General features: G+C 60.5%; 10 protein-coding genes. 6 read left to right on the top strand and 4 right to left on the bottom strand.

All coding sequences use genetic code 11. The annotated features are described in order from the left end of the window. Positions 1 to 6: 6 nt before the first annotated feature. Positions 7 to 1,047, bottom strand: a complete 1,041-nt coding sequence (locus ACP7AJ_RS12575; RefSeq protein ID WP_426060557.1) for a DMT family transporter — start codon at positions 1,045 to 1,047, stop codon at positions 7 to 9. Between the two features lie 138 nt (positions 1,048 to 1,185). Between ACP7AJ_RS12575 and hemA the strand changes: the two genes are divergently transcribed. After that, positions 1,186 to 2,457, top strand: coding sequence for a glutamyl-tRNA reductase (gene hemA / locus ACP7AJ_RS12570; RefSeq protein ID WP_426060556.1), 1,272 nt, complete (start codon positions 1,186 to 1,188; stop codon positions 2,455 to 2,457). Positions 2,458 to 2,628: 171 nt separating this feature from the next. On the opposite strand, the gene ACP7AJ_RS12565 is transcribed toward hemA, so the two are convergent. The 3 genes from ACP7AJ_RS12565 to fdhD all read right to left on the bottom strand — a co-directional run bounded on the left by ACP7AJ_RS12565 (position 2,629) and on the right by fdhD (position 7,100). Beyond that, a complete protein-coding gene (locus ACP7AJ_RS12565) occupies positions 2,629 to 5,184 on the bottom strand; it encodes an FdhF/YdeP family oxidoreductase (protein WP_426060555.1) in 2,556 nt (851 codons plus the stop codon). 609 nt (positions 5,185 to 5,793) lie between these two features. After that, positions 5,794 to 6,117 (bottom strand): DUF7009 family protein, encoded by a 324-nt coding sequence (locus ACP7AJ_RS12560; protein ID WP_426060554.1) that lies wholly within the window; start codon positions 6,115 to 6,117, stop codon positions 5,794 to 5,796. A gap of 89 nt (positions 6,118 to 6,206) precedes the next feature. Beyond that, complete coding sequence (gene fdhD / locus ACP7AJ_RS12555; protein WP_426060553.1) at positions 6,207 to 7,100, bottom strand: formate dehydrogenase accessory sulfurtransferase FdhD; 894 nt, start codon at positions 7,098 to 7,100, stop codon at positions 6,207 to 6,209. Positions 7,101 to 7,384: 284 nt separating this feature from the next. On the opposite strand from fdhD, the gene ACP7AJ_RS12550 reads away from it, so the two are divergent. The 5 genes from ACP7AJ_RS12550 (at position 7,385) to ACP7AJ_RS12530 (ending at position 14,903) form a co-directional block, all read left to right on the top strand. Further along, positions 7,385 to 7,996 carry an RNA polymerase sigma factor gene (locus ACP7AJ_RS12550; protein ID WP_426060552.1) on the top strand — a complete coding sequence of 204 codons (612 nt, stop codon included), beginning with the start codon at positions 7,385 to 7,387 and terminating at the stop codon, positions 7,994 to 7,996. Positions 7,997 to 8,339: 343 nt separating this feature from the next. After that, complete coding sequence (locus ACP7AJ_RS12545; protein ID WP_426060551.1) at positions 8,340 to 9,368, top strand: FecR family protein; 1,029 nt, start codon at positions 8,340 to 8,342, stop codon at positions 9,366 to 9,368. Between the two features lie 54 nt (positions 9,369 to 9,422). Beyond that, positions 9,423 to 12,524 carry a TonB-dependent receptor domain-containing protein gene (locus ACP7AJ_RS12540; RefSeq protein WP_426060550.1) on the top strand — a complete coding sequence of 1,034 codons (3,102 nt, stop codon included), beginning with the start codon at positions 9,423 to 9,425 and terminating at the stop codon, positions 12,522 to 12,524. Positions 12,525 to 12,557: 33 nt separating this feature from the next. After that, entirely contained in the window at positions 12,558 to 13,463 is a 906-nt protein-coding gene (locus tag ACP7AJ_RS12535; RefSeq protein WP_426060549.1) for an AEC family transporter, read from the top strand. Between the two features lie 126 nt (positions 13,464 to 13,589). After that, complete coding sequence (locus tag ACP7AJ_RS12530) at positions 13,590 to 14,903, top strand: cation:dicarboxylate symporter family transporter (RefSeq protein ID WP_426060548.1); 1,314 nt, start codon at positions 13,590 to 13,592, stop codon at positions 14,901 to 14,903. The last annotated feature ends 30 nt before the right edge of the window (positions 14,904 to 14,933 follow it).

Genomic DNA, 14,933 nt, shown 5'->3' with positions numbered 1-14,933 from the left:
CCGGCGCTATTTAGCGCGGTGAATAATGAGCACGCCCGCCAGAATAATTACCATGCCGGCAAAGTGCCAGAGGTTGAAGGCCTCACCATCCAGCGCGCCCCAGGCCAGGGCCACAATCGGAATTAAATAAGTGCTGGAAGATGCAAACAGCGCCGTTGACTGCTGAATAAGCCGGTTGAAGAGCACCATGGCCACCGCCGTGCTCATGGTAGCCAGCAGGGCAATGTAGCCAAAGGCCGTCCAGGCGCCGCGCACATGGGTCAGCTTGTGCAGAAAGTCCGTGCCCACCAGCAGGTATGCCAGCGCCGGCCCGCCAACAAGCAGCAGCAGCACCGCCGTCACGGCCATGGGCGTCAGGCCACCCAGTTTGTACTTGATAACGTTGACGCTCACCCCGTAGCCCATGGTGGCAATCAGGATATAGATGCCGTACCAGGCATTGCCCTCGCCAGTAGGCGTGTCGGTACCGCCACTGCCGCCCAGCAGCAGCATCACCACCGTGCCCGCCAGCCCCAGTGAGATGCCCAGCACCCGCAGCGCCGTGAGCCGCTGCCCAAACAGAAAGGCGCCTACCAGCAGCGTAAATACTACCGTGAGGGCATTGAGCACGCCCGCCAGCCCGGAGGCCAGCTTGGTTTCGGCGTAGGCAAACAGAAACGCCGGAATAAGCGTGCCTACTACCCCGCTCACCGCCAGCCACTTGAAGCGGCTGCGCTCTACCGTGCCCACGTGGCGCAGGGCAAAGGGCAGCAGCAGCAGCGCTGCCACGCTCACGCGGGTGGCACCCAGCTCCATGGCCGAAAACACGACTAATCCTTTTTTCATCAGAATAAATGACGTGCCCCAGATGCTGGCCAGCACAAACAGCAGCACCCAGGCCATGGGCGTGGTTACGCTGGGGGTGGCATTGCCGGCACCATCTGGTGCTTTTGGAGCCTTGGGACCAGTAGAAGCCGTTTTGCCGACTACCCCGCTCCCGCCCGAAGCCGCGACAATGGGGTCGGCAGCGCGTGGAGAATCGGTAACGGTTGGGTTTGTTGAGGACATGACACAAAGGTACGAGGACCCTCCCGGAGGTTTCTCGGCTAAATACTAACAGCCCCGAACCGGAGTATTGCTCTGGCTGTTTCATTCTTGACGATTCCTGCCGTAATTTTGTGGTCCGGTTTCGTGCCGATTCAGTCTATGTCGCATCCGTTCAAGGCCGTTAGCCTATCCTTTAAGAAAGCTCCGCTGGCCATCCGCGAGCTGCTTTCGCTGGACGAGGCCGCTTGCCGCCGTTTCCTGCACACCCTGCACCACGACCTGGGTCTTTCCGACCTGCTGGTGCTGAGTACTTGTAATCGCACCGAGGTATACTACGCGGCCGAAGACGACCGCAGCCGCGAAATCATTCTTGCCCTCGGCTACCTGAAGGACCGCGCCGACATCGGCGCCTTCCTTCCCTACTTCGACCTGCTCCTCGACACCGGTGCCGCCACCCAGCACCTCTTCGAGGTGGCCATGGGCCTCGATGCCCAGGTCGTGGGCGATCTGCAAATCAGCAACCAGGTAAAGACGGCCTATCAGTGGTCGGCCGATGCCGACGCGGCGGGGCCGTTTCTGCACCGCCTGCTGCACACGGTGTTCTTCACCAACAAGCGCGTGCAGACCGAAACCAGCTTCCGCGACGGGGCTGCATCCATCAGCTACGCCGCCCTCGAATTGGTTGAAGAGTTGACGGCCGATGTGGCCAACCCCCGCGTGCTGGTAGTGGGCCTGGGTGAAATCGGGGCTGATGTGTGCCGCCACCTGGCTGCGAGCAAAGGCTTTGGCGACATCACCATCTGCAACCGCACCCGCGGCAAGGCCGAGGCGCTGGCCGAAGAATGCGGCATGCGCTTGGTGGACTTCGAAAACCTGGTGCCCGCCCTGAAGGAGGCCGATGTCATCATCTCCTCCATCAACCGCGCCGAGCCTTTTTTCACCCGCGAGTTAGTGGAGCACCTTGACGTGCTCAGCTTCAAGTTTTTTGTGGACCTGAGCGTGCCCCGCAGCATTGCCTCCGATGTGGAGCAAGTGCCCGGTGTGCTGGTTTACAACATCGACGCTATCCAGAGCAAGGCGTCGGCTGCACTGCAAACCCGCTTGGCGGCTGTGCCCCAGGTGCGGGCCATCATTGCCGAGAGCATTACCGGCCTGCAGGGCTGGGCCAAGGAAATGATGGTATCGCCCCTCATCCAGAAGATGAAGGCCAGCCTCGAAACCATGCGCCAGGAAGAGTTGGACCGCTACCAGAAGCGCGCCACCCCCGCCGAAAGCAAGCTCCTCGACGAAGCCACCCGCTCGTTGATGCAGAAGATTCTCAAGCAGCACGTGCTGCAGCTCAAAGCGGCCTGCAAGCGCGACGATGCCGGGCAGCTAGTAGAGCTGATGGCTGACCTCTTTGATTTGGAAAAGCAGAACGAGTTGGCTTAGAACCGCCTGTCATTGCGAGCGGAGTGCGCCCCCATCTCAGCGACCACCCACGTAACATAAAAAGCCCCGGTACTGCGCAGTACCGGGGCTTGTCGCTTTAAAAATGTCTGGTATTGACGAGACGGATTGCACCGTCGTGTCTCCTCGCAATGACAGATGCCCTTTTCCGGGCTACTCGGCCATCATCGCTTCGCGGGCTTTCACGCGCTTGTCGTTGTTCACGGCCGTGGGCACCACCGTTACCACCACGTACTTCGACGTGGGCGTGTTGCTGACCTTAGCCACACTGCCCAATGGCACCAACGGGTTGGCTTCGGGGAAGTAGGCGCAGACGTTGCCTTTGGGAATGTCGTAGGGCACGGCCACGAATTTCTCGACCCGGCGCTCCACGTTTTCGAAGTGGCTGGTGATGTCAATCAAATCCTTGGCTTTGATGCCGCGCTCGGCCATGTCCTCGCGGTTCATGAATAGTACGCGGCGCTCGCCGTGAATGCCGCGGTAGCGGTCGTTGTACTCGTAGATGGTGGTGTTGAACTGGTCGTGGCTGCGCACGGTCATGAGCACCAGTTGGTCGGGCGCAAGGTGATGCTTTTCCAGCTCGGTGGTGCTGAAGTTAGCCTTGCCGTTTTTGGTGGTGAAGCGGCGCTCGCGCGGGCCGTTGGGCAGGTAGAAGCCGCCGGGCTGCCGCAGCTGCTCGTTGAACTTCTCAAAGCCGGGAATCACCCGCGAAATGTGGTCGCGGATGACGTCGTAGTTCTCGGTCATGGCCACCCAGTCGGCAATGTTGGTGCGCTCGCCCAGGGTGGCGATGGCCACGCCAGCCAGAATGGCTACTTCGCTCAGAATCTGGTCAGAAAGCGGCTCAAGCACACCCTTGTTCTGACTTACCACGCCCATGGAGTTTTCGCAGGACGTGATTTGCTGCCCCGACTTCTGCATGTCGATGTCGGCATGGGTGAAGCAGGGCAACAGCAGGCTGGTTTCGCCAGTCACTAGGTGGCCGCGGTTGAGCTTGGTGCCCACATACACGGTCAGCTTCTGCTTGCGCATGCCTTCGGCAATGACTTCGGTGTCGGGGCCGGCGGCCAGCAGGTTGCCGCCCAGGCCGAAGTACACCTTGGTTTTGCCCTTGTACATGGCCTTGATGGCTTCGACCGTGTCGTAGCCGTGCTCATAGGGTGGGGTAAATTTAAACTCCTTGCCAAGTGCGTCCTGAAACTCTTTGGTGGGCTGCTCCCAGACGCCCATGGTGCGGTCGCCCTGCACGTTGGAGTGGCCGCGCACCGGGCAGGTGCCAGCGCCAGGCTTGCCAATGGCGCCCATCATCAGGTGCAGGTTCACAATTTCCTGGATGGTTTGCACGCCCTGGCGCTGCTGCGTGACGCCCATGGCCCAACAGGTAATGATTTTTTTCTTCGTGGCCAGCATATTGGCCGCTTCCAGCAGCTGGGCGCGGCTGATGCCGCTCACCTCCTCGATGTCTTCCCAGCGGGTGTTGCGGATGTTCTGCTCAAACGACTCGAAGCCCGTGGTGTGCTCGGCAATGAACGCGCGGTCCACCACTTGGCCGGGGTTGCGGTCTTCGGCTTCAAACAAGTGCTTCATGATGCCGCGCAGCAGGCCCATGTCGCCGTCCACGCGCACCTGCAGGTACAGGTCGGTGATTTCCGTGCCGTCGCCCATCAGCGCGCCCAGGGCCCGCAGCGGGTTCATAAAATCCTGAGGGTTTTTGAAGCTGACGAGGCCGGCTTCAATCAGCGGGTTAACACTGATGATTTTGCCGCCGTTGCGCTTGGCCTGCTGCAGGGCCGAAAGCATGCGTGGGTGGTTGGTGCCCGGGTTCTGGCCGATAACGAGGATGACTTCGGCCTCATGAATGTCGTTGAGCGTGACGGAGCCCTTGCCCAAGCCCAGCGTGGGGCTCAGGGCCGCGCCGCTGCTTTCGTGGCACATGTTGGAGCAGTCGGGCAGGTTGTTGGTGCCGAACTGCTTGGCAAACAGCTGAAACAGGAAAGCTGGCTCGTTGGGCACCTTGCCCGAGGTGTAGAACAGGGCCTCGTCCGGCGAGGCCAGGGCGTTCAGGTTGTCGGCAATGAGCTGGAAAGCGTCAGGCCAGGCAATGGGCTTGTAGTGATTGCCGCCGGGGCGCTTCACCATGGGGTGGGTGAGGCGGCCGGCGTTGTTCTGGTCGCGGTCGGTCATCCGCGAAAGCTCGGCCAAGCTGTGCTTGGCAAAGAACTCGGGGCCGGCAATGCGGTGGTCGGCATCAGAGGCGCTGGCTTTGGCGCCGTTTTCGCAGAACTCGGCCACTGAGCGGTGTTCGTCGGGGTCGGGCCATGCGCAGGAAGAGCAGTCGAAGCCGCCTTTCTGGTTCATGCTCATCAGCACGCGGGTGCCGCGGTTCATGCCCGCCTCGCCCCAGCTGAACTGCATGGATTTGATAACAGCTGTGACGCCAGCGGCTACTTTCTGGCGCTCTTCCAGGCGGAGGCCGGTGAGGGCTTCGGGCGGCTGGGCCAAAATGGGGTGCCGGTACTTGGCCATGGCAATGTCTATGCCCGGCACGGGGCTTTGCTCCCGCTCGCCTTGGGGGTCGGGGCGGTAGTGGTCGTTGGTGGGTGCGGCGCCCTGGTCGGGGCGCTCGCCGCTTTTGGGGGCGTTGGCTTCAGCACCTTGCTGTTCGGTGTGGCCAGCCTTGCTGGGGTCTTCGGCGGGGGATTTTTCCATGACAAGCAGAACGAGTGAGTTAAGAATAGCAAGCTGAGCCAGACACTCTAAATGCCGGGCGTTGAACTTTGTTCGAATGAAAATTCAATCAATTGATTTTCAGCAACTATAGCTATAACTGAAAATCGAAGTTGGTCAGGAGTAATCTAATTCTGCAAAAGCTCACTGGTGAGTGTCAAACAGCGGTTGGCAGTGCTTTCCGGGCGGGTCAATTGCCTGGTCAGCTAATTCTTGAGCAGCCTCAAAGCGCTGCGTGGCTGCCGCCGCAAGCAACGCCGCCACAGCGTCGAAGCTACATAAGCCCAACCGAAAATCCATACCGCCACGCTTTGGATGAACATCATTTGAAGAATCAGACGCAGATATGGCGGCTGAGGTTGCCAAACCAGTCAGGATTTGCGCGGTGGACTCTCAGCAGCCAAGACAGGGCAAGGGTGTTTTCGTCCAGCGAAAAGGCCCAGTCGCTTGCAGAGTTGGACCTTGAAATAACACACGCCGGGCAGAAACACACGGGCTCGGGTGCCTCTATGGGGACGGCCGTTCGGGATGTGTTGGGTGCTTAACGCCGGAATTGAACAATTGCAAACCCAGAGCAAAGCCAACCCGGCGCTAGTGGCGGCAGTCAAGGTCCTTTTCAACCAACACTTTTAAGGGCTGGCTTTCCGCCATCATCAGCGTAGCCGACAGACCGTTCTGGTCAGTATTCGTCCACTGCGTAGCCAGAGCGGCCGGCACCTTGATGGTGATGGCACCAGCGCCGTGGGTAATGCGAAACTCTTCCGATTCGGACCGCTCCAGCGCGTAGGTCAGGCTTTCGCGGTCGGTGAGGCCCAGTGGCACCACCACTGCCACCCGCCCGGTTTGAGCGAAATGCGCTACTTCGGCTTCGGAAAGACGGAGGCGTATGGAGTGGTCTTCAAAGCGGAGTTTCATGGGGTCAGGGAATTAAAATTTGGAATGATTATTTACGCAGGAAAACCGTAAAAGATAAACAAACCCACAGTAAACGAGAACTTAACTTTCTACTGTTCAGTATTGTCGATTACTTCAGCCACTATGCGCCAGGCCCCGCAGTATATGTTGTATCGCTGCTGCCGTACGAAGCCTAATACCGTCATGCCGAAGCTTTCCGCCGCCTGCACGGCCAAGCTGCTGGGGGCGCCCACGGCGGCCAGCACGCCAATGCCTGCTGCCGCCGCTTTCTGCACTAGTTCGAAGCTTACACGGCCGCTCACCAGCAGCACGTGCTGATGCAGGGGCAGCCAGTCGGCTAGCAGCGCCGCCCCGATTACCTTATCCAGGGCATTGTGACGGCCCACGTCTTCGCGCAGCAATAGCAGCTCGCCGCTGGGCGAAAACAGCGCAGAGGCGTGTTGGCCGCCGGTTTGCTCGAAGCCGGCCTGGGCGGCGCGCAGGCGCTCGGGCAGCTGGTGAACGGTATCGTAAGTTAGGTAGGGGCCATTGGCGGGCAGCACAGGGCAGGAGGCAGTGCGCACGGCGTCAATGCTGGTTTTGCCGCACACGCCGCAGCTGGAACTGGTATAGAAGTGCCGCTCCATGGCCGAGAAATCAACTTTAACGTGGGCGGCCAGCTCGGCGCGGGTCACGTTGCCGGCTTCTTCGGCTTTCTGCACGTCGGGGCAGGGAATGATGCCCAGCAGGTCGGCTTTCTGTTGGATGATGCCTTCGGTGAGCAAGAAGCCGGCGGCCAGTTCTTCGTCGTGGCCGGGCGTGCGCATGGTGACCGACAAGGTGCGGTGCCGGCGCTGGCCATCGGCCTCGTAGCCCACGCGGATTTCGAGCGGCTCTTCAGCAGCAAGCTGGTCGGAGGCCGACACGGGTGGGCCGGCGCCGCTCACTTTTTGAATGGTGGCAAACTCGTAGCTGGCGGCAGGCAACAGGATAGCAGGCTCCATAAATAGCAGAAAAACGAAAGGTATAATAAAACGAAAACGGCAAAGGGCTCGGTAAGGCTGCATAGCCAAGCTAAACAGGGCTGCCGCTACCAAAAAAATTTCACAATCGATTTCGGTGTTAACGAGCACAGATTTTGGGCTTAAAACAGTATATTGCAGTAGGATGTTAGGAGCATCGATAAGCCGAGTGCCTAGCACGTCTCTCTAAAGTTGAGTAATACTGTCCTTGCCCCTTCTTTTTCTATCAACTCAACGCTTTAGTCCATTGCCTCATCAAGCACCCTATGCGCGTGTTATCCTCGACGAGTACCGCTGCTACCCTAGTTACCTGGGGCGATGATGAATTGGTACGTGCGCTAGCGCAGAATGATGAAAAGGCCTTTGCGGAGATTTATGAGCGGTATTGGCAGCCCCTACACCAGCAAGCCGTGCGCAAGCTGAGCCGCCACGAAGATGCCGAAGAAGTGGTGCAGGACTTATTTGTGACGCTCTGGAACAAGCGCCACACTGCCAATATCCAGCAATTAGATAGCTACCTGTTTTCGGCGCTGAAATACAAGGTGATTGATTGCGTGCGGGCCCAGCTGGTGCGCAAAACCTATGCTGCCAATGACCCTGACCGATTCAAAGCGCCCAACCGCTGTACCGAGGAGACCGTGGCCGCCACTGACCTGACGCAGGCGCTGGATGCCAGCTTGCGCAACCTCCCCGACCATTCCCGCGAGGTGTTTCGGCTGAGCCGGCAGGAGCACCAGTCGGTGCCGGAAATTGCGGCCCGCCTCCAGGTTTCGCCCAAAACGGTAGAATACCACCTTTCCCGCTCGTTGCGCCTGCTGCGGGCTCACCTGAGGGACTTTTTAGTAGTAGGCCTGGCACTGCTTCAGCTTAATAACTAATGTTACGCTGTGAGTTGCTGGCGCGCATCTACAACCCACAGCGTAGCATTAGTAAGTAATAAGCCAATCGAATAGGCAAAACAGACGGTCATGCTGAGCGCAGCCGAAGCCTCTCTACCGCATAGCTAAATGATTTACTCTCGTAGCAGAGAGGCTTCGGCTGCGCTCAGCATGACGTCCTATCCATGACCGTCCTTTTTACCTATCCAGATAAGCTCTTAGATAAAGCCCCCGATGCTTTGGGCAGCTCCATCGCAGGCGCTAAAAATATTTTTAGCTGACGACTAGGGATGTTACCTCCTGAGTCGACTAGAAGATACGGCCCCGCTTGGGCTGGCTCTCCATGAAGAAACCCTACTTATCGGAACTACTCAAGCGCTACCTGCACAACGATTGCACCGAGGGCGAAGCGTGGACGGTGGAGCAGTGGTACGAAGCGCGCGACGTGCCCCGGCCCGCTGCCCTTACCCCAGCCGAAACTGCCGCCACCAAAGCCAAGATGTGGCGCCAGGTGCAGGCCCAGATGCAGCCGCAGCCCGCATTGTGGCACTCACCTGTACTGCGCTGGGCAGCGGCAGCTATTCTGGTTCTGGGGGTTGGGCTTTCCATGCTCGTGGCCCTGCAGCGGCCGGCCGTCGGAACAAAGGCCGCCTTGGGTAGGGCCGCAGTGGTGCGCTTCAACGCAGCCAATGGCTGGATTACCTGCACCAACCCAACCACAAAAGCAACCACAGTCGCCTTGGCCGATGGCAGCACGGTGGCCTTGCAGCCGAACAGCCGCCTGCGCTACCCCAAGCGCTTCGACGGACCGGAACGGTGCGTGACGCTTTCCGGCGAAGCCTTCTTTGAGGTAGCGCACGACCCGCGCCACCCCTTCCGGGTGCTGACCGACAAACTGGAAACCACCGTGCTGGGCACCAGTTTTACGGTTCGGGCCTTCCCCGGGCAGGCCGATGCCGCCGTGATGGTGCGCACCGGCCGCGTGCGCGTAGCCCCCAGCCCCACACCTTTGGCCGATGCCCAGCGGGCAACCCCACCCGCCATTGTGCTGCTGCCTAACCAGCAAGTAGTGTATTCGGCTGTCGCGCCCGAGCTGCGGCGCGAGCTGGTGGCGCAACCGGCCCAGCTCGCGCCGCAGCTGCTCACCTTCGATGAGCGGCCGGTGGCCGAGGTGCTGGCCTCACTCCAGGCGGCTTACGGCGTGCCCATTCTCTACGACGGCGCCGCACTGGCCAACTGCACCGTGAGCCTGGCTTTCGGGCAGGAATCGCTCTTCGACAAACTGGACTTGCTCTGCAAAACGCTTGGCGCCAGCTACGAGCGCGAAGACGAGAAAATCGTCTTCCGCAGCCGCGGCTGCCACAGCGAATAGCGCACGGCTACGCCTTTCCTTTATCTCAAAATTCCCACCAAATCCATTTTTTTTATGAACCGTTCTTTACTGTTTTTCCGTCCTCTCGGGCGGGTTTTTCATGCGGCGCTGGTGGTGCTGCTTTTACTGCTGGCTGCTGAAGCCGCAGTAGCCGGCCGGCCAGCCGGCGACAATATCCTGGCCCGCCACGTGACCATCAGTCTGGCCGAACAGCCAGTAAAGACGGTACTTAACATTATCGAAAGCCAGGTCAATATTCACTTCCTGTACAGTCAACAGCTCATTGGAGCTGAGCGCCGCGTGAGCGTGCAAGCCGTAGACCAACCCCTGAGTGGGGTGCTGCATTCCTTGTTTGACCCACTCAACATTAAGTACGAAGTGGTGGCCAGCGGCATTTTGTTGGCCCCCCTAACAATAGCGGCTACACCCGCAGTGCTTGCCGCCGAAGTGCCCATCAGCGGCCGGGTGCTCGACGGCGATGGGCAGCCCATGGCGGGCGCCACCGTGCTGGAGCAGGGCACCAACAACGGCACCGGCACCGACGGCAACGGCAGGTTTTCGCTGCGTGTGCAGCCGGGTGCCACGCTGATTATTTCGGCCATTGGCTTCAAAACCCAGCAAATTGCAGTTGGCACCCGCGAGTACATTGAGGTGCGCTTGGTAATGAGTGCCACCGACCTGACCGACGTGGTGGTGGTGGGCTCCCGCGGCCTGCCCCGTACCGATGTGGAGCGCCCCTCGCCCGTCGACGTGCTCAACGCCCGCGAGCTGCAGGCCACCGGCCAAGTCGATTTGGGTCAGCAGGTGCAGTTCAACTCGCCCTCCTTCAACTCGGCCAAAACCGGCGTGAACGGCGTGGCCAACTACGCCGACCCGGCCACACTGCGCGGCCTCTCGCCTGACCAGGTGCTGGTGCTGGTAGACGGCAAGCGCCGCCACCAGTTTTCGGCCCTGAACCTGAACGTGACCGTGGGCGCCGGCACCGTGGTTACCGACCTGAACGCCGTGCCGGCGCTGGCCATTGACCGCATTGAGGTGCTGCGCGACGGCGCGGCGGCCCAGTACGGCTCCGACGCTATTGCCGGTGTAATTAACCTGGGGCTGAACAAGAGCACGGGCATCGCCACGGTGCGCACCCAGTACGGCATCACTAAAGAGGGCGACGGTGCCCAGTACCTGGCCGGCGCCAACTACGGCCTAAAGCTGGGCAAAACCAATCCCGGCTACCTCAACATGACGCTGCAGTACCAACGCCAGGAGCAAACCAACCGCAGCGACAACTACGTGGGTGGCATCTACACGCCGTTTCCGGCGCTGCCCGCCCAGCCCTCGGCCACCCAGATTGCGAATGAAAACCGGATTCGGACTGAAAGAGGCAATATATACCCACAGGTTGGGCAGCCTTTCAGTGTAGGGGTGTACGGCAGCAACCAGGCCAATATCTACCAGGGATTCTATAATTTTGGGCTACCAATAGGCGGAACTGGCTGGTCGATTTACAGCTTTGGCGGGGTGTCGCGCAAGGACATCCTGGCCTATGGTTTCTTCCGCAACGCCCAGCCCAACAACGTAAACTTCAGCCCCCGGCATCCCAACGGCTACCTGCCCGAGCTGCCCGGCCGCAGCGACGACTACTCGGCGGTAGTAGGCCTTAGCCGCAAGCTGGTTGGCGGCTGGAACTTGGACTTCAGCACCGGCTACGGCTACAACTACCTCGATTTGTTTGCTAACAAAACCGCCAACCCGTCGATGGGGGCCGACTCGCCCACCGATTTCTACGTGGGCCGCAGCGCCTTCGGCCAGAGCACGAGCGAAGTGAACGTGTCGCGCAACTACGCCGGCCTGTTCGGCACCAAGTCGTTCAACGTGGCTTTGGGCAGCCAGTTCCGGGTCGACCGGTTTGAGTTGGAGCGGGGCAGCCCGGAGTCGTACTTCGTGGGCCCGTTTGCCCTGGCGGCGCCGGCCACGCCTACTTCCCCCGCGCGCACCGCCAAGGCCCCCGGCTCGAGCGGTCGACCAGGTATTGCGCCCGACGACGAAACCAACACCACCCGCTCCAACGTGGGCGTGTACGTCGACGTAGAAAGCGACCTCAACGAACGGCTGCTGCTGACCACGGCCCTGCGCTACGAGAACTACTCGGATTTTGGCAGCAACATTTCGGGCAAGTTTGCCTCCCGATTTAAGATTACCGAGGGCATCTCGCTGCGCGGCTCCATCAACCGCGGCTTTCGGGCCCCGTCGCTGCAGCAAACGTTCAACAGCGTGACTACTTCCACCGTGCAAAGCGGTGAGATTGTGCAAACCAAGCAGCTGCGCAACAACGACCCCCGGCTGGTGCCGCTGGGCGTGGCCGCTCCCAAAGCCGAAACCTCCTGGAACTACAGCGTGGGCGTGGCCGCCAAGCTTACCGAGAACGTGCTGTTTACCCTCGACGCTTATCAAATTGACATCGCCGACCGCATCATCAACAGCGAGCGGCTGATTAAGGGCAGCGCTGCTAACAACACGGGCATCCGGGCCCTGCAAACGCCCGCTTTCGCGAACATCAGTGAAATCCGCTTCTTCACCAATGCCATCGACACCCGTACCCGCGGCATCGACCTGGTGACGACTTACAAAACCGATTTCAGCGAGCGCAGCCGCCTGAGTGCCAGCCTGGCCCTGACTTTCAACGCCACCAACATTGTGGCCACCCGCAACACCCCGGCCGAGCTGCAAGCCGGCACCCCCAACCGTATTTTGCTAATTGACACCGTGAGCATCGGCCTGATTGAGCGGGCCCAGCCGCGTCAGAAAGTGCTCCTCTCCGCTACCTATACGCTGGGCAAGTTCAGCATCACGCCCCGCGCCTCGTATTTCGGGTCCGTGACGGCCTTTGAGAAGCCAGTGGCCACGGCTGCCCGCCCCAACCCGCCCCACATCAGCCAGAAGTTCGCTGGTAAGACTCTCTACGACCTGGCCTTGGTGTACAACCCTGCCCGCGTGGTATCGGTGACGCTGGGTGCCAACAACATCACCAACGTGTACCCCGATAAGGTGGACGCTGCCCGGTTTGCCAGCTATTCCAATGGCGAAATCCCTTATTCGCGCAACGTGGCGCAGTTCGGCTTCAACGGCGCGTACTACTACACCAACGTGACGCTGACGTTTTAACGAAACACTCGGAAGCACAACACTCCCAACCCTATGACAAACCTGGTTCTGCTGCTGGTGTGCCTGGGGTTGGGAGCGGCGCTGCGGCGCTGGCGGCTGGTGCCGCCTGGCTCGCACGTTATTCTCAATCAGGTGCTCATTGCGGTGCTGCTGCCGGCGCTCACGTTTCTGCACTTGGCGGAGGCGCAGCTCGACCAGCGATTTTTGCTGCCCATGCTCATGCCCTGGCTGATTTTTGGGGCCGGCTGGCTGTTCTTTGCAACGCTGGGGCGGCACCTGGCCTTGCCCCGCGGCACCGTGGGCGCCCTGATTCTGACGGGTGGGATTAGCAGCGTGTCGTTTGTGGGGTTTCCTATTTTTGAGCTGCTCTACGGCAAAGCCGGCCTGGAAATGGGCATCGTGATGAGCCTGGGCGGCTCGATTTTGATTTGCGTGACGCTGGGCGTGGTGGTGGGCTCGTGGTACGGGGAAGCCCGGCCTTCGTGGCGCACCATGGGCGCCAACGTGCTGCGGTTTCCCCCGTTTCTGGCCTTTGTGCTGGCCGTGGGAGCCAATGCGGCAGGCTACCGGCACCCGGCGCTGGTGCGGGGCGTACTAGAGCGGCTTGCTTCGCCGTTTCCGGTTATTGCCCTGCTTTCGGTGGGCTTGCAAATGCGCCTGGTGGTGCCCCGGGCGCAGGTGCGGCTGCTGAGTCTCGGGCTGGGCTACAAGCTGCTGCTGGCGCCTTTGCTCGTGTGGGCCGTGTACCAGGGCCTGGCCCAGCGGCACGGCTTCACGGTCGACCTTTGCGTGCTGGGCGCCGCCATTGGCCCCATGAACACCGCAGCGGCCGTGGCCGACCGCTACGGCCTCGACCCAGCCCTGGCCGCCCAGATGGTGGGCCTGGGCATTCCACTCTCGCTGCCGCTGCTGGCCCTGCTGGGCTGGTGGCTGAATTAGTTGTCCGTTGCTCGTTGTCCGTTGTCAGCTTGTGCTGATTATTGCCAGCGTCGGAAACCTGACCCCAATCTATTAGCAACAGACCACTAACAACGGACAACTAGCAACGAATAATTAGCAACTATTATGACATTACAAAAACTCACCCGCAACCTCACCCTTTGGGTGTTGCTAGCCATAGTGGCCGGGGCGCTGCTGGGGCATTTTGAGCCGGCCACCGCCGTGAAGATGGAATTTCTGGGCAAGCGCTTCATCGACGTGGTGAAGCTGTTTATCAACCCCATTATCTTCCTCACCATCACCTTGGGCATCAGCACCATGGGCGACCTCAAAAAGGTGGGTCGCATTGGGGGCAAGGCCCTTATATATTTTGAAGTTGTGACCACCCTGGCCCTGCTCATTGGGGTGGTGGTGGCGGCCGTGGTGCGGCCCGGCGATGGCGTAGCCGTGGGCAACCTGAGCGGGGCAGCCGTGGGCGAGTACACCAAGCGGGCCGGTTCGTTCTCCTGGGGCCACTTTCTGGCCGACAACCTCACCTTGCAGGTGCTCATCATCGCCATTATCCTGGGTGTTGCGCTCAGCAAATTTGCCGGCCGCAAGCCCGTCATTCACGTCCTGAAAACCGCCTCGAAATACGTGTTCCGGGGCCTGCACTTCGTGATGTTGCTGGCGCCCATCGGGGCATTTGGCGGCATGGCCTACACCATTGGCAAGTACGGCATTGCCACGCTGCTGCCGCTGGGCAAGCTCATGGTGACGGTGTACCTGACCATGGCGGTGTTCATTTTCCTGATTTTGGGCGGCATTCTGCGCTACGCGGGCATTGGCATGTGGTCGTTTCTCAAGTACATCAAGGCCGAGCTGCTCATTGTGCTGGGCACTTCCTCGTCGGAAGCCGGCCTGCCGGGCCTAATGGAAAAGCTGGAGGGCATGGGCTGTGCCCAGCCGGTGGTGGGGCTGGTGGTGCCCACGGGCTACTCCTTCAACCTCGACGGCACCACCATCTACCTTTCGCTGGCCACGCTGTTTCTGGCCCAGGTGTTCAACGTTGATTTATCGACCGGCCAGATTATTACCATGATGGGCATCTTGATGGTAACCAGCAAGGGCGCGGCCGGCGTGGCGGGCAGTGGCTTTGTGGTGCTGGCCAGCACACTCACGGCCATGAAGGTGATTCCGGTGGAAGGGCTGGCCCTGCTGCTGGGCGTCGACCGATTCATGTCGGAGGCGCGCTCCATCACCAACTTCATCGGCAACGGCGTGGCCACCATATTTCTGGCCCACAACGAAGGCGCCCTCGACCACGACATGGCCGAAGCCGTGCTGGGCAAGCGCCTGAAACCCCTGCGCCTGCGCTTCCGGCGCCGCCGCAACCTGAGCAGCGGCGAATACCTGGGCGAAGTAGCCGAGGAAGTGGCCGAAAAAGCCGAGCCGCAGTAGCGTGTAGTCGCGCGACCGTGCCCGGTAGGG

Source organism: Hymenobacter sp. B1770 (genome assembly GCF_049896385.1).
GTDB lineage: Bacteria > Bacteroidota > Bacteroidia > Cytophagales > Hymenobacteraceae > Hymenobacter.
Note: the sequence above shows the minus strand (reverse complement) of the source record. Positions and strands in the feature narration are given on the sequence as shown.

Excerpts from the sequence above, each read along its gene's own strand:
- ACP7AJ_RS12575 (WP_426060557.1), bottom strand. The coding sequence starts at position 1,047 with ATGTCCTCAACAAACCCAACCGTTACCGATTCTCCACGCGCTGCCGAC.
- hemA (WP_426060556.1), top strand. The coding sequence starts at position 1,186 with ATGTCGCATCCGTTCAAGGCCGTTAGCCTATCCTTTAAGAAAGCTCCG.
- ACP7AJ_RS12565 (WP_426060555.1), bottom strand. The coding sequence starts at position 5,184 with ATGGAAAAATCCCCCGCCGAAGACCCCAGCAAGGCTGGCCACACCGAA.
- ACP7AJ_RS12560 (WP_426060554.1), bottom strand. The coding sequence starts at position 6,117 with ATGAAACTCCGCTTTGAAGACCACTCCATACGCCTCCGTCTTTCCGAA.
- fdhD (WP_426060553.1), bottom strand. The coding sequence starts at position 7,100 with ATGGAGCCTGCTATCCTGTTGCCTGCCGCCAGCTACGAGTTTGCCACC.
- ACP7AJ_RS12550 (WP_426060552.1), top strand. The coding sequence starts at position 7,385 with ATGCGCGTGTTATCCTCGACGAGTACCGCTGCTACCCTAGTTACCTGG.
- ACP7AJ_RS12545 (WP_426060551.1), top strand. The coding sequence starts at position 8,340 with ATGAAGAAACCCTACTTATCGGAACTACTCAAGCGCTACCTGCACAAC.
- ACP7AJ_RS12540 (WP_426060550.1), top strand. The coding sequence starts at position 9,423 with ATGAACCGTTCTTTACTGTTTTTCCGTCCTCTCGGGCGGGTTTTTCAT.
- ACP7AJ_RS12535 (WP_426060549.1), top strand. The coding sequence starts at position 12,558 with ATGACAAACCTGGTTCTGCTGCTGGTGTGCCTGGGGTTGGGAGCGGCG.
- ACP7AJ_RS12530 (WP_426060548.1), top strand. The coding sequence starts at position 13,590 with ATGACATTACAAAAACTCACCCGCAACCTCACCCTTTGGGTGTTGCTA.